Here is an 18,009-nt window from a genome sequence, read left to right as displayed (position 1 = left end):
TGAAGACCTTTACAATCGCTAAAATGCGTCTGGACCAGCAAGTACTACAAACGCTTAAAACCATCTATTTCCCAATGACATAATTGGGCTCTTAGGCTGACTATCTGAACAACAAAAACTTTTGTTCTTTGCTGAATTCCTGACTATGGGCCCTTTATAAGTTTTTCATTCATTGCCCACCTTATATATTAGGCTGGCATACTATGAAAACTCTATGGTATTTACCCCTCAGTTAAGAATACTTAATTACATTTTATTGTGCCTGTAGCCGTCAAGAAAAAGACAACGCCTTCCACCCAACAAGATCTAGATGATAAAATTGCTACTTCGTATGCTTTTACAGTCATTGACCTCTTTGCGGGCGCTGGTGGATTTTCACTAGCGGCTAAGCAGTCTGGAGCTAAGCTGTTAGCAGCTATCGAATTCGACAAGTGGGCACAGGAGACGTATAAAAGAAACTTCATTGCTTCTCCTAATGGTGAGCACAAGCCCATACTTTATGGGGACATTTGGGGCGTAGCCCCTGGAGACCTCCTGAAAGACACGTCCCTTCAGACAAAAGAACTAGATCTCCTCGTTGGCGGTCCTCCCTGCCAAGGCTTCTCTTCTCACCGGTTAGGTAATGCAGGTGTTGACGACCCACGTAACAGCCTACTCATTCGCTACTTTGATTTCGTAAAAGTTTTAAAACCTAAAGTTTTCCTAGTAGAAAACGTCTCAGGAATGCTTTGGAAGAAACATGCTGACTATGTTCAGAAATTCAAAAACCTAGCTAAGCGACATGGGTACAAGATCGTCACAGGCGACCCGCAAATCATCAATTCCCGTGACTTTGGTGTACCTCAAAGTCGTAAGCGAGTATTCATTCTAGGAGTACGAAGCGATCTTGAACTGCCAACTGATTTCACCTGGCCTCCTGAGCCTACCCATTTCCCTCCTACGTCAAATGAAGTAACAAAGGAGAACCAACCAGCATGGATTCCTGCATCCACTGTATTCAAGAAACGGATCAAAAAATCTGACCCGAACAACATCCATATGCAACCAGGAGCTCCGATGCTTGAACGATTCAAAAAAACCCCTCTCAATGGAGGAAGCCGGCTCGATAGTGGTTTCACCCTCCCTTGTCATGAGATCCACAAAGGCCATAAAGATGTATACGGCCGTATAGACCCAAGCAAGCCAGGTCCGACTATGACTGCTGGCTGCGTCAATCCTTCTAAAGGACGATTCGTCCACCCCACCGAGCATAACGGCATCACAGCGCGACACGCTGCACGTTTTCAAACCTTCCCTGATACTTTCATTTTTGAAGGTGGCCTCGGTGTCACAGGTAAGCAGATTGGCAATGCCGTGCCTGTCGCACTGGGGGTCCACATCATTTCCGAAATCCTCAAAAGTATCCTGAAATATGATTGATGCAATCCCATTCAAAACAAGAGCTCGGACGATCGACCACCTCGGTCGTGAACAAATTGCCGACTGCCCAACAGCCATTTCTGAACTCTGGAAAAATGCCTATGATGCCTATGCCCGTAATGTCAGACTAGATATCTTTAATGGCCCTGAACCTGTCACCGTTATCAGCGATGATGGCCATGGAATGAGTCTCGAAGAAATTCGAGAAAAGTGGCTAGTCGTAGGGACTGAGTCAAAAACCTCCAAACTAAGTACTCCTTCGAAAGACAGAAACGGATTGGCTATTAGACCTAGACAAGGTCAAAAAGGCATAGGCCGGCTTTCGTGTGGATACCTTGGATCATTGTTACTTTTGGTCTCCAAGCGCAAAAATTTCGATTACTCAGTGGTTCTTGTCGATTGGCGCCTTTTTGAAAACCCGTTTCTACTACTTCAGGACATCCAAATCCCCATCGCAACCTTTACGAAAAAAGAAGATATTCTTCCAGCCCTCGATAAAATGCGTGATCACCTGATGAGCAACATTTGGGGGAATAATGACGATGAAACGCGCTCTCTACGTATCCAGGAAGCATGGGCCCAGTTCACACAACTCGAAGAAAGCGATGACAACTCTAAAAAGTTAGGATTCAAAACGACACAACAAGAGCTAGAGGAAACTATTATCTCCAATTCATTTAGTGAACATCATTTCAAGAAGTTCCCAGTATGGAACGGGCGGCACTCATCTGGTACAGCCCTTTTGGTCTCAGCATTAGACGACAGTCTTGAAAATATCCTCCGAAGAGACGAAGACAGTATCAGTAAGCAGACGCACAAGATCTTTTTTGAGACACTTACTGGCTTCGCGGACCCCTTCGTTAAGAAGAATAACGCAGAAGACCAAAAGTTGACTGAATTTAACTATTCCGCCTCATCCTGGGATGGAGAGACACAAGACATATTAGTTGGCCCAAGAAAAGAGTTTTCTCTAGAAGACCTTTTACATCTTGAACATATCATCGATGGAAGGGTCGACGCCAATGGCGTCTTTCGAGGCCGTGTAAAATCATTTGGCAACTGGCTGGAAGGCGAAATCACGATAGATCTCCAAGAGAAAAACATATTGGGAAAGAGAATCGACACTCGATTGGGGCCATTTGATATATTTATTGCAACTGCTGAGTGGGAACTCATGAGCACAACCCACACCAAGGAGGAATTAGGCAAGATACAATCAATGGCTAAACTCTACGCTGGCTTTATGATCTACCGTGATAGCCTTCGGGTGATGCCTTATGGACGACCTGATAATGATTTCTTCGAAATCGAACAACGCCGATCAAAGCGCGCAGGAACAGAATTCTGGAATCATCGACGGATGTTTGGAAAAGTTGCCATTTCTAAATCCCTAAACCCTAATTTACGTGATAAAGCTGGCCGAGAGGGACTGGTCGATAATCGAGCAGCAAAGACCCTTAAGGACATCGTTACTAACATACTAATGGAATCAGCCAGGCGCTTTTTTGGCTCATCATCAGATATCAGGAAAGCAACACTCCCCCTGCTGCAGAAGGCCCATAAAGAAGTACGACTAGCCGAGCAAAACAAAAAACTACGTGCTCAACAGAGAAAGAAGTTCAACGCGAATCTAGGGCGGTTCCTTCGGGACATTTCTAGAGATTATGAAGACCTTCGCGTCTTGGAGGATAAAATAGCTACCCCTCCAGAACTAAACACAACAGAAATAGTAGACGAGTACCGTGAACACCTTCAAGGAATTCGAAACAGGCTAGGAAAATATACCTTAGGCTCTGCTCCCAAAAAGCTTGGCACCAAAGAAGAAGACTATAAAGACTTTCGATATTTGAAGTCCAAATGCCAAAATATAAGTTCAGAATTAACCGTAATTCTAAACACTGCTGTAGAAAAATTGAATCCAAAAAGTGGTAAAGAGATTGCCTACTCAGATTTGCAACGTCAGGCTCGTTTCATCCATCAAAGGACTGGCTTGTGGAACAAAAAAATACAAAAACTCCTTGAACACGAGTCCTCCCGAATTAGTGAATTTGTGAGTGAGCGCAATAAAGCCTTACATAAAGAATTTCTACCTGTTTTAGATGACGTCGAGTCAGGTCGAATAGAACTAGCTAAAGCTCTTGCTCAGATTGAAGATAGGCGTGAAAAACTAGATTGGGAAAACGAAGAGATCTTCGACCCATACATCTCCACCCTCGAATGTTTGCAGGAACGGATAGATTTATCAGGGGTTGCGGTATCAGCGGCCGAAGAAGCTGCTGACCTTCTCAGTCAGCTCAACAATCTTAATGAACTAGCCCAACTCGGCATCACGGTAGAGCTTGTCGGCCACGAGTTAGAAACATTTGATACCACTATTGGAGATGGCCTCAATCGCCTAGATGAAAAGTCTAAAAGCTCAAGTGCATACTCTCAGATAAAACATAGTTACGAGGGGCTAAGTGACCGCCTACGCTTTCTATCACCACTGAAGCTCTCAGGAGACCGGAACCGAACATGGCTATCAGGAAAGGAAATATACAGTTATGTGGAAGATTTTTTCAGCACAGCTTTAAAAGGTTACAATATCAATCTCACAGCTACGTCATCATTCCTGAACTTTAAAGTTTACGATCTCCCGTCGAGAATACTCCCTGTTTTTCTCAACCTCGTAAACAATTCAATCTATTGGGTGAATCAAACCGAAGAAAACCGGCGAATAACACTTGGAGTTTGCGAAGATAAAATCGTTATCGGTGATTCAGGCCCCGGTGTTCACGAAACCGACCAACCAAGACTTTTTACCCTCTTCTTCTCAAAAAAAATCAGAGATGGTCGAGGTGTAGGACTTTACTTATGCCGCGCCAATCTAGCAGCCAGCGGACACAGAATTGAATATATCACCAATAAAAAATCTTCTATCGAAGAAGGTGCAAATTTCGCAATCACATTCAAAGGAGGAATTTATGGAGACCTCTAGCCAACAGAAACCTTATTCCGATTTCATTAATGAAGTTTTCATCACCCCCATCCGTTCGGTACTAATCATTGACGACCAATACCCCACACTTGAAGAGCAATTAAATTCTCACCTAGATCCAGCCGAAAACAAGAATAGTCCAACAAAAAACTGGAGGAAACAATCACGCGATATTTCAGAAATAATACAGCACTTCCGAAAGCGCAAGTGGCTGATAGATATTCACGACGGATCCAATCTCGTTGATCCCGACTGGAAAGACGTATGCGGTCATCTTCACCAGTCTGACCTTCTAATCCTTGACTACCAACTAGACGGCAACCACTCAGGAGGAGATAAATGTATCAAAGTAATTAGACATTTATCAGAGAACGAACAATTTAACTTAACTGTAGTTCACACTGAGCACGAAAGCACGACGGAAGTCTTCAACAACATACTTCTTAGTCTCTTAGTTCCCTGCCCACTTCTAGCTAAGACTAATGCTAAACTTCAACAAAACATTGAAAACTGGGAACTAGAAGACCCTCTCATCGTGGGAAAACTGGTCGAATCAATTGATGATAGTATTTATATCGAATTCCGTGATAAAAAACGCAAGTTAATGAGTGAGTTCAATACTCATGAGGGTGGTCAATTTAGTCAACTTTCTACTTTATTCGACAACAAACCAACTACACTGAAAATTAATAAAACTTCGCTATTACTATGGGTTCTCCGACAATACGAAGTAAAAATAGCAAATAAATTCTCAACCGCTGTGGACTCATCCATACCAACATGGCAGAGAGATGGTGATGAAATAAATTGGATTAGAACTGATAAACTATTCGTAACAGTTAACTCTAAACGTGTGACTAAGGATTTACCAGATGCCTTATTAAAAGCTTTAATTCTATGGGCTCCCAATCCTCCGAGACTTGTCTTATCAAAACTGCGTAGCCAACTTGCTAGCATGGGTGTCGCAGCTGAAGATTCTTTCCTAGGAAACACTGAATTACAGCTTGCCTGGTATCATAAACTTCTTGAGAGCTCTTCTGATGCTCGACGATCGCGTATACAAGAGACCATAATTAACTATTGGAATGGAATTTCACATGGGTTAGAGGGAAACTTAATAGAATTTACTACAGAGCTTCTCTCGAACATCGACGATGCAAGTCTGGATTCTACTACAACCGTTGAGCGACACTTTTCTACTTCGCCATCGCAAATGGCAACACTTCAGCTCAACGCACACAACTGTAGTACGAAACCTACAGGGTTCCATCTAGCTCCAGGACACATCATAAAGAGAAAAGATACTTTTTGGCTTTGCCTCTCTCCTTCCTGCGACTTGGTGCCAGGCCAAAAAGAAGGAGGCCGGTTTGGCAGACTGAAATCAGCAATACCGTTCAAAGCTGTACAGCTAACCAAATGGGCTAACCCAGTTGACGCTCTATCTAAAGTTAACGATAATTGTCAAATTTTTATTGAATTGGACAACAAGATAATTGCTTTCCGCTACCTCCCTGCCGCTAAAGAAAATTCACAAGAAGATAGTATCGCTCCAAACCCCGCTTGGGACGAACTATACGCAAAGAATAAGGGTAAGTTCCCGACGGATGGATCGATGGTTCTCGAGCTTGGACAATTAGAGTGGAACGATAAGGGGGAAGGGAATGTATCTGCAATCTGGGAACAAGGTATAGTCGTAGGGCAACTTCGATACGAGTACGCTATAAATTTAATGCAACGTTTGGGGTATACTCTTTCGCGAGTCGGTTTAGATTTCACGAATTAAGCCACTATGCCTAAGATAATATTCACATCCGGCGTCACTCCTCAATATGACGACATACCCGAAGTCAGATGTGAATTTCCAAAGCGGTACTTAAAAGCGGTAACCGAGGCTATTGGCGACTGGGTAATTTATTACGAACCCAGAAAGAATGGTGGGCGGATGTCCTACTTCGCCTCAGCTCGTGTTCAAAATGTGATCGAGCACCCGACCAAGGCTGAGCATTACTACATGTGTGTTACCGATTACTTGGACTTTCATAAAGCGGTAAAATTCCGAGATGGTCATTCCTATCTTGAGCAAGCTCTCCGCCGTGAGGACGGATTACCTAACCAAGGAATGTTAGGATGGTCAGTACGTCGCCTCCCAGAACATGAGTTTACAGCCATTTTGCAAGCTGGATTTAGCCAACTAACTAAGACCACATTAAGCCCTCGGGCCCTGGCAGAGGAGCCCGCCACATATAACCGTCCAACCATTCAGCAACTCGTCAGTCGCTCCTTTCGTGATAAAGCTTTCCGAGATAACATTCACGATGCTTATGATGAGACCTGTTCCTTCACAGGGCTAAGGTTAAGCAACGGAAAAGGTCGCTATGAGGTCGAAGCTGCACATATTCGTGCTGTAAACAAACAAGGGCCAGACTCTTCGAGAAATGGTTTAGCACTCAACCGCACGATACATTGGTTATTTGATAGAGGTCTTTTGTCTCTCGAAGATGATGGAAAAATTCTACAGGTAAAAGAACTCATTCCCACAAATATTTCAATGTTATTGCATGCAGATAGCTACGCCCGTTTTCCTGAAGAACCTCACCTTAAGCCTCATTCGCAATTCCTCAGATATCACAGAGAAAACTGCTTTGTTGGCTGAGTTATAAAATTAAAAATTGTTCTAAATTAGAACCTTTCAGAAACGGAATTAGACTAGAATGTTCCGATGATTACTCAAAACACAATAGAACTTAGTAAGGAAGAAATCGAAGATCTCCTCTCTGAGACCCAAGTAAAAATCACCTATAATCCAAGATCTAACAAGTGGAGGTATGAAGCTCAATTCAACCACCTTCACATACCTTTTCTAGAAGGTGAATGGCGGCAAGAATATGAAGCAGCCTTATTAGATGGCTACACCTACTACCAAGCAACCTCTTAACACCCACACGACTACATAAGCATTTAAAACACTTAACATTAGGAGTTAAAACACTAATACCTCGAGCTAGATCCCCCAAATCGTCCAGCTGAATACGGAGATCGGAAAGTTGTAAGCCAGTGACATCCGTGAAGCACCTTGAGGGATAATCCCCATGATCAAAACCGAGACAAACCCCTTGCACCGCCGGACGGTTTGGAAAACCGTCCCTGCCGAACCAAACCCACGCCCCTTGCCCATTCGTGAGATTAGAGAGATTCGTGGTAAAACATCCACCGTACTGGCATTTTCCGAACCTTTCGCCTCTTTCGCGGTAGAAAGTTCCATCTCGCACCCCATTCGTGAGATTAGAGCAATTCGTGGTAAAACATCCATCGTGCTGGCCCTTTTCGAACCTTTTGCCTCTTTCGCGGTAGAAAATTCCATCTAGCCCCCCATTCGTGAGATCCGAGAGATTCGTGGTAAAAGCTCCATCGTGCTGGCATTTTCGAACCTTTCGCCTCTTTCGCGGTTCAAAAAAAACTTACATCAATGGCACGCCAAATTTCTTCAGCACCAAGTGCAGCAAGACAAACAAGATAATCGTACCCACACAGTAGGCGCCCATTGCCCAGCCGAAGTGGATTCCTTTTTTGAGCATCCATGGAATCACTAAAAACATCGGAAGTGTCGGAAGGACGTACCAAAATGTGTACCATGCGTGATTGCCAATTTTATCCACCTGTGCGTCACCTTTAAGTTCCACAAACATCCAGATCATCGCTAGAGTCGTTACTAAGGGTAACGATGCAATCAACGCGCCTACTTTATCACTCCGTTTTGCTATTTCAGACACCAGCACTACGAGTCCAGCAGTGATCAGATATTTAAGAAAAATGGGCATGGTGGTTAGATTATTAAATTAGAAATTGTGCATCTATTTCTAACTCCTACATTCTCGATACTCAATTCTAAATAAGTTTATGAAGATTTTCGCTCTGCTCTCCCTCACCATTTTAGGTATTTGCTCTTGTTCCCCTACTCAGGCCACGACACCCGTTCTAGTGAATACCTCTAACACCTCAAACCTCAGCCAAGCGCAGAAAAATAAGATCGGTAAGAAGATCTGGCAAAATGAATGCGCTGGCTCCATCGATGGCCTCACTACTTGGAACAAAGGTGAAGAATTCCCATCCATGGGCATTGGTCACTTCATCTGGTACCCTAAAGGCTTCAATGGTCGCTGGACCGAGTCATTCCCTTCCTTCATCAAGTTCGCCCAAGCTTCAGGCAGAAACGATATCCCCCAGTGGATTCTCGCATCACCAGATTGTCCATGGAACTCCAAAGCTGAATTTCAAGCGGCCTTCCGCGGTCCAGAACTGACAAGCCTCCGTACCTTCCTATCTAACAGTGTAACATTACAGACCGAGTTCATCATTCAGAAATCTCAGGCAGCTCTCCCTAAAATGCTCAAAGCTGCTCCTGCTGCCGAACGCCAGCGCATACAGACAAACTATAATCTCGTAGCTACGACAACTAACGGCACTTACGCCCTCATCGACTACGTAAACTTTAAAGGGGAAGGAATCAGCCCCAGTGAACGCTATAATGGTCAAGGCTGGGGATTACTCCAGGTCCTCTCTAACATGCGCGCTAGCTCTGGCGGCCAAGACTCCGCACGCGCATTTGCAGACAGCGCGAAACGAACTCTCGACCAGCGAATCTCTAATTCTCCATCTGCGCGAGGAGAAAGCCGCTGGCGTGCTGGTTGGCACAATCGCTGCGAAACCTATGCAATGTCGTTTTAGGTTTTACGTTTACTCATTTACGTCTAATAGTGCCGCACCGCTCACGTAAAACGTAAGCCATAATCACGTAAAAAGAATCAATGCACCCTTACGAGACCATCCCACTCAACATCGCAGGCTTCATCGTTGCTGCTTGGTTGATTCTATCCCATCTTTGGATGTTACTGAAATCTGACGATGCCATTGCTTTCCTGCAGAAATTTCCTCGGAATGGCAAAGCGGGCACTATCTTGATGGCTATTGGTATGCTCTGGTTTTGGCTGCTCGTTGTCCCTTTCAAGTCCCCCATTGCGATGGACCTCGGTGAATTCAATGGTGCCAAAAATATTCTCTTAGCTGCGGTACCTGTAGTCGCCTTTCTCATGATCACCCACGTTCGTGAATTCCTCGCAGTTCGTGGACTCGGTGTTGTCTGCCTCATGGCCGCAGCACCACTGCTTGCTGCTGCATTCCAAGAGCCCGCCACAGGAAAGGTGCTCATCCCGCTTTTCGCCTACGGTGTACTCACTGCTGGTTTGTTCTTCGTTGGTATGCCCTACCTCTTGCGTGACGCTATCAACTGGGCAACAGCCTCAGCTGGCCGCTTTAAAGGACTCGTATTTGGCGGACTCGCCTACGGAGTGGCTGTACTAGCCTGCTCCATCCTCTGGTACTAAAGCCAGGCGAGAGCATCCTCGTACTCACTGAAGCTGAAATGCTTCATCTCAGCGGAAACGAAGTGCTTCGCAATTTTTTCACCAATCGATGCGATTTTAGCATCGGTGACGAGAGCAACCTTCTCGATCTCTTCATGGTGGTTTTTCACAAACTTAAAGTGGGAGGCAAAGCCGTCCCAATTTTCCCAACCAGGAAACTCTTTGGTATAGATCATGAGCCCGTGAATCCACGGGTTTTTCTGTAGATACGCGTCCACACTCATTTCTAGTCCCTGAAAGTCTTCAGCCGTAAGCGCAGATTGAGGTTCGACTATCACGATTCCTCTGTCTTCTAAAATTCTGTGGGTAAGCATAGTGCTAACAGATTTAGCTCAACTCACATATGCTAACAACAAAAAACCTCATGAGCAACGAACGCCCATGAGGTTAAAAAAATGTGAGATAGCTTACGTTTTCACGCAGAAGCCAAACGCGCGGTTAACACCTGCGACGTTGCTCAACTTAGCGATAGAGGTAGCTGACCCATGAATCCATCCGAATCTCAAGCTTTCTCAGAAGAACAAGAAAGGCTGGTGCCGACTCTGGATAGATTGCGGAGCGACCAGAAGCTCCAAAGTGTGGAGTGAATCCCTCGGGTAAATTCTTGAGACCCATTTTTACAGCATAGAAGCTCCCTCCGAACTCCCCACCGCCAAGGCTGGCTAGATCTGGTAGGTTCGCTGTCGGTGTGATCTGCGCTTCACCGGTGGCCCATATCACGTCGAGAACTTCAGCCTCAAAAATCATTGAGGGATAAAGCTTCAGCATGACTTCGCCAGTATCTCCCTTCTGAACACGCTGCATACCGAATTGGGGAACACGGCCAATAACCCAGTACTCACCGGGCTCACTATTGACAAAAGTCATCACGCCCTGCTTGAGCCGAATTTCTACTCCCGGCTGGAGATCCATATCAACCACATAGCCATCGGTAGGTGCGACGATTGTGGTGTCGTCGACGATGTACTGATACTTGTCGACTTGAGCTTGGGCTTGGGCAACTTCGGTGAACTCGCCGTTGATCTTCGAGTTATAGGCAAGATCAGCCTTCTCGCGTGTGGCTTCAGCTTGTGGAATTGAGCCAACCTTAAGCTGCGTCAACTGAGCCATTGTAAGAGTTTTCTTAGCCTCCGCACTCTGGAGTTCAGCGGTCTGACTATCGACTTTTTCTTTGGATCTCTCAACTGTGAGCTTAGAAATGCCCCCATTCTTGGCAGCATCCTGATACTGGCTGAGCTCAAGCTGAGCAGTCTTCAGTTCAGCTGTTAGACGCTGAATGTCAGCAGCATCTTCCACCAGGTTCGCGTCTAGGACTTTTTCCTGTTGCTTCACTCCGAGTAAGGCAGCTTCGGCAGCATCAAGCGCAGCCTTATTTTCCTTCACGACCTGTTTGGCGGCAGCTAGGCTCGCCTCAGCTCCATCGAGCTCGGCTTGCCACTGAGTAGGGTCCATCTGATAGAGCTTCTCACCTTTTTTGATCGGGGTGTTTGGCTTTGCATAGACTTCCTTGACCATGCCGCCGTATTCAGGAGCCATCTGATAGACATACGTGGTGATGAATGATTTCTCGCTGTAAGGGCAAAACTGACCTAGGCAAATGAGCTCCAAGGAGATGGCTGCGACCAAAAGTGATGGCCAACTTACTTTCCAAACTATGTTAGGCTTGAGCCATTTAAATTTGTACCAGATGAGCCATATGATCCAAATGTAGATTGCTGTGATTATAAGTTCCATGGTAAATGAATGGTCAGTTTAAAATTAGTTATTCTCAGATGCACCACTATCATCGTCAGTAGATGTAGAAGGAATCATGAATTTAGGTGGGGTGAAGTTCGCCCATACCATGGCAACCATCCAAAAAGGAAAAATGATCAAGCCCATTAGGCTACAGATCTCAATTGCCTTTTGCTGAGGGTGATTCTTCTTCTTTGCAATTTTCCCGGGGAGCATGTGAAGCACCACGATCATGTAAAGCACCAGTACGATGACGAAAAATATCAGGCCTAAAGCCACCCAAGTGAGAGAATCCATGCGCGGAGAATACTTGTTAGGTTATGACTGAACAAGACTGAACAATCTAGAGTACATTATTTTTAATAGCTATGAGATACTCTGGGACCACCTCCCTACAAGAGCCACTTTGAGCTTAATTAAACCAAAGCTCGACCGCAGACTGCGGGGAAGAGCCAGTGCCGCTAGCAACAGCTAACGGCACTGAACCTATTACAATCTTGCCGTGAGGCTCTACTTCTTCGCCCAAGAATCTCGGAGACCTACTGTGCGGTTGAAAACTGCCTTCTCACCCGCCACATGTTCCTCGCTGTCTGCACAGAAGTAACCCACGCGTTCAAACTGGAAAAGAGCTCCCGGTTCAGCGCCACCTAAAGATGGTTCTAACTTCACCGCTGATTTAAGTTCTAAGCTGTCAGGGTTCATACAGCTCATGAAACCACCTTCTGCAGCATCTGGGCTTTCTGCTGTAAAGAGGCGATCGTAAAGTCGCACATCAGCATCCACAGCATGAGCAGCACTTACCCAGTGGATAGCAGCCTTACACTTTACGCCTTCTGGAGGGCTTTGACCCACAGTACCAGGAATATACTCCACATGCACTTCAGTCACATTCCCAGCAGCATCAGTTTGATGGCTTACATACTGAATGATATAGCCTCCACGCAGACGAACTGCACGACCAGGGCCGAGGCGGAAGTATTTCTTCGGAGGATCTTCCATGAAGTCATCGCGCTCGATGAACACCTCTTTACCGAGTGGCACCTTCCGAGTTCCTGCTTCAGGATCTTCTGGATTATTTTGGCATTCCATTTCCTCTACAACTCCGTCTTCCCAGTTGTCGATGACAATCTTGAGTGGCTCTAATACAGCCATACGGCGCTGAGCAATTTTGTTGAGATGCGCACGAAGCTCAAACTCTAACAAAGCTACATCAGTCGTCGCATTGAATTTAGTAACGCCCACTTTCTGAATGAAATTGCGTATCGCCTCAGGAGTGTAGCCACGGCGACGCATGCCTGAAAGAGTCGGGAGACGTGGGTCATCCCAACCACTCACGAGACCTTCTTCTACTAATTGTAGAAGCTTACGCTTGCTCATCACCGTGTAGGTAAGATTAAGACGAGAAAATTCGATCTGACGCGGAGTTGCGGGTGTAGGACAGTTCGATACTACCCAGTCGTAGAGCGGACGATGGTCCTCAAACTCAAGAGTGCAAAGTGAATGCGTCACCTTCTCTTTAGCGTCCTCCAGCGGGTGAGCGAAATCATACATCGGATAAATCTTCCACTTATCTCCAGTGTTGTGATGTCCTACATTGAGCACTCGATAGATAGCTGGGTCACGCATGTTCATGTTAGGAGACGCCATATCGATCTTAGCTCTAAGAACAGCTCCACCAGCTTCGAAACCGCCATCTCGCATTTTCTCGAAGAGTACTAGATTTTCTTCAGCACTCGCATCACGGTACGGGGAATCCGTACCCGGAGTATTCACATTTCCACGGGCTTCACGCATTTCTGCAACAGTCTGAAGGTCGACATATGCCTTGCCTTCATTGATGAGGCTTACGGCGCATTCATAAAAATAATCAAAATAGTCAGAAGCAAAATAAAGGTTATCACCCCATTCAAAACCTAGCCATTCGACATCCTTCTTGATGCTCTCGACGTACTCTACGTCTTCTTTGATTGGGTTCGTATCGTCAAAACGTAGATTACAGCGCCCACCAACTTCTTGATTCTCCTGGGCAATTCCAAAGCTGATGCAGATCGCCTTTGCGTGGCCGATGTGCAGATAACCATTCGGCTCGGGAGGAAAACGCGTGATAATAGTATCGTGTTTCCCGCTCGAGAGATCCTCCGCGACTATCTCGCGGATAAAGTCTTTCTTATCTTCAGAATTACTCATAATTGCTGCCCGCTTCATGCTGCAAATTTCTCGCCCTTGCAACTCCTATTCACGCTTCTTCTTTGCGGATTCAGCAAACTCAACTAGACTTTGTGTCAAGCCCATGCCCGCGCTCAGTTCTTATACTAGTTTCGATTCCACACCATTCCCACTTCAGCATTGGGGAAATACCCAAAACCCTGAAACTATTCTGGTAGGTATTCATGGATTCTGTGGAGCCTGCTACGACTTTACAGGCTTGGCGACTCAACTCACTGAACGCTCAGACAAAATTGGACTCTATGCTTATGACCTCCGCGGTATGGGCCTAGATCCGGTGATCTCCAGAAGAGGGGATATTGAATCCCCGAACTATTGGATTCGCGACTTAAGCTCACTACTCGTCGCTCTAAAGGAGCAATATCCACACGCTCGAATGGTTTGCTGTGGCGAGTCGCTCGGCGCGCTGATCGCACTTCACGCATGTGCTCAGTCTTCAGCGAAGGTTCTGTGCGACGGACTGATCATGCTCTCTCCGGTAGTGAGCGTTCAGCAGCACATCACACCACTTATTCAAAAGCTCGCAGCTGTCGTTGCAAAGTTATTCCCAGAAAAACGTATCCCGATGCACTTACTGACGCGGAATCAATCCATCAAAGTAACCCAAGGCTCCGATGACCATCTCGCTCAATCCATGACGAACAGCTGGCATGTCGAGAGCTTCACGCTTCGACTGTTAGACTCAATTATGAGTCTGATTCAATCCTCGCCACTGGTACTTCAACAGCTCACCCACCCCAGCCTAATCATCTATGGCGGAATGGATTTCTTCACCACACCTCAAGCGATTGAAACATTTCTAAACAGCGCACCTCAGTCCCAGCAGCCTGAAACAGCATATTTCCCTGAAGCACACCACCTCATGCTCTATGATGCGCAAGCTCCCGAGATTTTTCGAGTCATTGGCGACTGGATCGAACTTTCCTATTGCCAGTGAGGCTGAATCTCGCAATCTTTTCCCACCTATGAATCTGCGCCCATTCATCCTCGTTCCTTTACTCGGTCTCAACGTGAGCTGTGACACACTCAACGAACCGATCTATTACGATACCGCTGGGCAAGCGATACCGAAACCCAGTGTAGCTCAGGCTCCTATTGCTCCCATACAGCAAACATCTGCACAGCTTCCTAATCACACAACTCCAGCTCCTACACCAGCAGCTAGCGTGCGTAAATCACCTCCGAGCAGCCCGTTCATGCAGCCAGACGTCCTCGGCCTACCAGCCAGAGACGTACTCAAGGAAACATCTGCATCTACTCCTAGCAGCGGTGGCTCAAGCGGCCTTACAGTCCCTAGCCGCTAGATATTGCCTTCCTGCTTTAGTTGCCAATTCGAATACCCCAGTTCCCAGAACTAGAATAGTATCCCCGGAACCCATAGTTAGTCCTTTGGAATTGATGATAGCGATACGGTGAATAATACCCTGTGCCGCACCCAAAACCAGAGCGATAATAGCTTGGATAACCAAGATAAGGGCGCGCCGACCGCACGTAGGGACGCCGCGTATTCCAAGTAAACTTCTCTGAATCATCTTTAGCAGTCATTTGCCAATGTGGCTTCCATTCATTTACTGGCTCAGATGCTGGTAGCACCCGTACTAGATTCCCATTCGCATCGTACCATTCCTCATCTTCCGCGTAGGAAGAAATGGCTAAAGCGATGCTAATGTATGAAATAAAGGCTTTCATTCCTGACTAAGTTACACCATTTCCTCTTTAAACAAAATCACTTTTAACGCATGCGCCCACACAAGAAATTTGTCCCGTTTCCATTCGAATACCATCAGGAAATCGAAGTAACTATTGAATCCCTCTCTAACCTTGGCGTGGGTATTGCAAAAGTAGATATTCCTTCCCCTGAGAATGAGGAAGAAATGACTAAATGGGTCGTCTTCGTCCCCTTCTCTCTTCCTGGTGACAAAGTCCGTGCACGCATTTTCCGTAACGACAACAATTGCTCACAAGGTGACTTAGTCGAAGTAATCGAGCCATCCCCACACCGTATCGAACCCAAGTGCGAACTCTTTGGCGAATGTGGCGGCTGCCAGTACCAGCACCTCGATTATTCCACTCAACTAGAGTGGAAAACTCAGCAAGTCGGTGAACTGCTCAAGCACATGGCGAACATCGATCACGATGTGCAGCCCGCCATCGCATCACCACGCCAGTGGAACTACCGCTCTAAACTCACCCCGCATTTCAATAAGCCAAAAAATGGGCAGATCGAAGCTATTGGCTTCCTCCGCAATGGCCGCCGCAACTCTATACTCGATGTACCGCAGTGTCCTATCGCCATGGAGGAGATTAATGATGCTCTGCCGCACCTCCGTAAGGAAGCTCAGCTGAATGCTAAGCAATATAAAAAAGGTGTCACCATGCTCATGCGTGTCACGGAAGGTCGCGTAGAAACGAACCACCGCGCGATTGCTACCGAGCAAGTCGGCGACCTCTCTTTCAACTTCCTTGCAGGTGATTTCTTCCAGAACAATCCCTTCATCCTACCAGCATTCACCGAGTACGTAGCGAAACAAGCCTCCATGAATGGAGCTAAGTACCTCGTCGACGCTTACTGTGGCTCAGGTCTCTTCGCTCTATCCTTAGCCTCATCATTCGATAAGGTGGCGGGCGTAGAAGTGTCCGAGACATCCGCAGACTGGGCCCGAGCCAACGCTCGCCAAAATAATATAGGAAACGCGACTTTCATGGCATCCAGTGCCGAAGCTATTTTCGAAGACATCGACTTCCCAGCAGACGAAACTGCAGTTGTAATCGATCCACCACGTAAAGGGTGTAATGAGGAGTTCCTCTCACAGCTCTTTGCATTCGGCCCATCACGTTGCGTCTACGTTTCCTGTAATCCATCTACCCAGATGCGTGACCTCCAAGAGTTCATCAAAGCTGGATATATCTTAGAAGAAGTCCAACCATTCGATCTCTTCCCACAAACCCGCCATCTCGAATGTGTCGCGGTCTTGAGAAAAGGCAAATAAGCTAATCTTCCGATAGAGCAAAACCCTCAATCTTCTATGGAAGCTCTTTAGGCGCTTAGTCCCACAAAAAAAGCGAAGGGATATCTCTTCGCTTTTTACATTCATTCATCTACATTAACCTCTAACAAATTAGAGTTAGAATGCCTAAAAATCCTACTAAAGCAGAAACAGCCCTTTTACCACCTTTCCAAGGAATAAGCTCGGAACACATCTACGTTCCAGAAACCGAATCTGAATGCCAAGCCGCAGTCGATGCCATCCTCAGTGCTGGAGTAGCCGGGTTCGACACCGAGGCAAAGCCAACATTTCGCAAGGGGCAGAAAAGTGAAGGTCCTCACGTAGTACAGTTCTCCCTCACTGATAGAGCGTATATATTTCAACTGTATCATGACGCATGTGAACAGGCTTCAGCCAGACTCATCACTTCAAAGCATGTGCTTAAAGTGGGCTTCGGCTTAAGCAATGACCATGGACAGATTAGAAGTAGGCTAGGAGTAGCTCTCAATAACGTCCTCGATCTAGACCAAACTTTTTGCAAGTTAGGCTATCAAAGACATATCGGGGTGAGAGGTGCAATCGGGGCAATGATGCAACAATGCTTCAAGAAATCGAAAGCGATATCTACCAGCGACTGGGCTATCCATGAACTAAGTCAGCGCCAATTGCTCTACGCAGCTAACGACGCCTACGCAGCTCTTAAAATCATGGAAGACCTTCAAGAAAAAGGTCATCTTTAAGCATCTTTTTTAGACAGCGCCTTCAGCAAAATACATCGAACCCTATGAACATTCTCTTTGTCTGCCTCGGTAACATCTGTCGCTCGCCTGCGGGTGAAAACATTTTTCGTCATGCGGTGAAACAAGCTGGAGTCGCGGATCAATGGGAAATCGATTCCTCGGGTACGGAAGCTTGGCACACGGGAAAAGGACCAGATGCGCGCATGACTAAAACACTCGAATCACGTGGAATCGAGGTAACAGGAAAAGCCCGCCAGATAAGTGAGCAAGACCTGCAAGACTTCGATCTCATCCTCACCATGGATAATGAGAACTTCGCCAATGTCTGTAAGCTCGACACAAAGGGTCACTACGGCGGCAAAATCAAAAAGTTTACCAGCTTCTGTAAACAGCACACGGAAACTGAGGTCCCGGATCCCTACTACGGTGGACAAGACGGTTTTGAGCTCGTAGCCGACATGCTCGAAGACGGTTGCACCTCGATTATTGAGACATATTCGCAATAA

The 18,009-nt window shown here is 46.3% G+C and carries 19 protein-coding genes; 13 read left to right on the top strand and 6 right to left on the bottom strand.

What is annotated here, in order from left to right:
- Positions 1-258: 258 nt before the first annotated feature.
- The 6 genes from ACSHX2_RS13360 to ACSHX2_RS13335 all read left to right on the top strand — a co-directional run bounded on the left by ACSHX2_RS13360 (position 259) and on the right by ACSHX2_RS13335 (position 7,761).
- Positions 259-1,419, top strand: a complete 1,161-nt coding sequence (locus ACSHX2_RS13360) for a DNA cytosine methyltransferase (protein ID WP_435693450.1) — start codon at positions 259-261, stop codon at positions 1,417-1,419.
- Positions 1,412-4,396, top strand: a complete 2,985-nt coding sequence (locus tag ACSHX2_RS13355; protein ID WP_435693449.1) for an ATP-binding protein — start codon at positions 1,412-1,414, stop codon at positions 4,394-4,396. Before ACSHX2_RS13360 ends, ACSHX2_RS13355 begins: the two co-directional genes overlap by 8 nt.
- Positions 4,383-6,179 (top strand): response regulator receiver domain, encoded by a 1,797-nt coding sequence (locus ACSHX2_RS13350; RefSeq protein ID WP_435693448.1) that lies wholly within the window; start codon positions 4,383-4,385, stop codon positions 6,177-6,179. The genes ACSHX2_RS13355 and ACSHX2_RS13350 overlap by 14 nt, the downstream gene beginning before the upstream one ends.
- A 6-nt stretch (positions 6,180-6,185) precedes the next feature.
- Positions 6,186-7,049 (top strand): HNH endonuclease, encoded by an 864-nt coding sequence (locus ACSHX2_RS13345; RefSeq protein WP_435693447.1) that lies wholly within the window; start codon positions 6,186-6,188, stop codon positions 7,047-7,049.
- A 66-nt stretch (positions 7,050-7,115) separates the two neighbouring features.
- A complete protein-coding gene (locus tag ACSHX2_RS13340) occupies positions 7,116-7,331 on the top strand; it encodes a hypothetical protein (RefSeq protein WP_435693446.1) in 216 nt (71 codons plus the stop codon).
- 154 nt (positions 7,332-7,485) lie between these two features.
- Positions 7,486-7,761, top strand: a complete 276-nt coding sequence (locus tag ACSHX2_RS13335) for a hypothetical protein (protein WP_435693445.1) — start codon at positions 7,486-7,488, stop codon at positions 7,759-7,761.
- Between the two features lie 93 nt (positions 7,762-7,854).
- On the opposite strand, the gene ACSHX2_RS13330 is transcribed toward ACSHX2_RS13335, so the two are convergent.
- Positions 7,855-8,214, bottom strand: coding sequence for a DUF3147 family protein (locus ACSHX2_RS13330; protein WP_435693444.1), 360 nt, complete (start codon positions 8,212-8,214; stop codon positions 7,855-7,857).
- Between the two features lie 79 nt (positions 8,215-8,293).
- Between ACSHX2_RS13330 and ACSHX2_RS13325 the strand changes: the two genes are divergently transcribed.
- Positions 8,294-9,121: a hypothetical protein gene (locus ACSHX2_RS13325; protein ID WP_435693443.1), complete on the top strand. Its 828-nt coding sequence runs from the start codon at positions 8,294-8,296 to the stop codon at positions 9,119-9,121.
- An 80-nt stretch (positions 9,122-9,201) separates the two neighbouring features.
- The gene (locus tag ACSHX2_RS13320; RefSeq protein WP_435693442.1) at positions 9,202-9,777 is read left to right on the top strand and encodes a hypothetical protein; all 576 of its coding nucleotides are present in this window, start codon (positions 9,202-9,204) and stop codon (positions 9,775-9,777) included.
- Here the strand turns inward: ACSHX2_RS13320 and ACSHX2_RS13315 are convergent.
- The 4 genes from ACSHX2_RS13315 to ACSHX2_RS13300 all read right to left on the bottom strand — a co-directional run bounded on the left by ACSHX2_RS13315 (position 9,774) and on the right by ACSHX2_RS13300 (position 13,755).
- Complete coding sequence (locus tag ACSHX2_RS13315; RefSeq protein ID WP_435693441.1) at positions 9,774-10,130, bottom strand: STAS/SEC14 domain-containing protein; 357 nt, start codon at positions 10,128-10,130, stop codon at positions 9,774-9,776. The genes ACSHX2_RS13320 and ACSHX2_RS13315 overlap by 4 nt on opposite strands.
- A gap of 148 nt (positions 10,131-10,278) precedes the next feature.
- Positions 10,279-11,550: an HlyD family secretion protein gene (locus tag ACSHX2_RS13310; RefSeq protein ID WP_435693440.1), complete on the bottom strand. Its 1,272-nt coding sequence runs from the start codon at positions 11,548-11,550 to the stop codon at positions 10,279-10,281.
- A 24-nt stretch (positions 11,551-11,574) separates the two neighbouring features.
- Positions 11,575-11,847, bottom strand: coding sequence for a DUF3302 domain-containing protein (locus ACSHX2_RS13305; protein WP_435693439.1), 273 nt, complete (start codon positions 11,845-11,847; stop codon positions 11,575-11,577).
- A gap of 213 nt (positions 11,848-12,060) precedes the next feature.
- Entirely contained in the window at positions 12,061-13,755 is a 1,695-nt protein-coding gene (locus tag ACSHX2_RS13300) for a glutamine--tRNA ligase/YqeY domain fusion protein (RefSeq protein WP_435693438.1), read from the bottom strand.
- An 85-nt stretch (positions 13,756-13,840) separates the two neighbouring features.
- On the opposite strand from ACSHX2_RS13300, the gene ACSHX2_RS13295 reads away from it, so the two are divergent.
- Complete coding sequence (locus ACSHX2_RS13295) at positions 13,841-14,713, top strand: alpha/beta fold hydrolase (protein WP_435693437.1); 873 nt, start codon at positions 13,841-13,843, stop codon at positions 14,711-14,713.
- A gap of 28 nt (positions 14,714-14,741) precedes the next feature.
- Complete coding sequence (locus tag ACSHX2_RS13290) at positions 14,742-15,080, top strand: hypothetical protein (RefSeq protein WP_435693436.1); 339 nt, start codon at positions 14,742-14,744, stop codon at positions 15,078-15,080.
- A 16-nt stretch (positions 15,081-15,096) separates the two neighbouring features.
- Here ACSHX2_RS13290 and ACSHX2_RS13285 read toward each other — a convergent pair whose 3' ends face one another.
- Positions 15,097-15,465 carry a hypothetical protein gene (locus ACSHX2_RS13285; protein ID WP_435693435.1) on the bottom strand — a complete coding sequence of 123 codons (369 nt, stop codon included), beginning with the start codon at positions 15,463-15,465 and terminating at the stop codon, positions 15,097-15,099.
- Positions 15,466-15,515: 50 nt separating this feature from the next.
- On the opposite strand from ACSHX2_RS13285, the gene ACSHX2_RS13280 reads away from it, so the two are divergent.
- From ACSHX2_RS13280 to ACSHX2_RS13270, 3 genes are all read left to right on the top strand, one after another.
- Positions 15,516-16,766 (top strand): class I SAM-dependent RNA methyltransferase, encoded by a 1,251-nt coding sequence (locus ACSHX2_RS13280; RefSeq protein ID WP_435693434.1) that lies wholly within the window; start codon positions 15,516-15,518, stop codon positions 16,764-16,766.
- Between the two features lie 140 nt (positions 16,767-16,906).
- A complete protein-coding gene (locus tag ACSHX2_RS13275; protein WP_435693433.1) occupies positions 16,907-17,503 on the top strand; it encodes a 3'-5' exonuclease in 597 nt (198 codons plus the stop codon).
- Between the two features lie 44 nt (positions 17,504-17,547).
- Complete coding sequence (locus ACSHX2_RS13270; RefSeq protein ID WP_435693432.1) at positions 17,548-18,009, top strand: low molecular weight protein-tyrosine-phosphatase; 462 nt, start codon at positions 17,548-17,550, stop codon at positions 18,007-18,009.

Source organism: Rubritalea sp. (genome assembly GCF_051252225.1).
Lineage (GTDB): Bacteria > Verrucomicrobiota > Verrucomicrobiia > Verrucomicrobiales > Akkermansiaceae > Rubritalea.
This window is presented reverse-complemented; position numbering and strand designations above follow the sequence as displayed.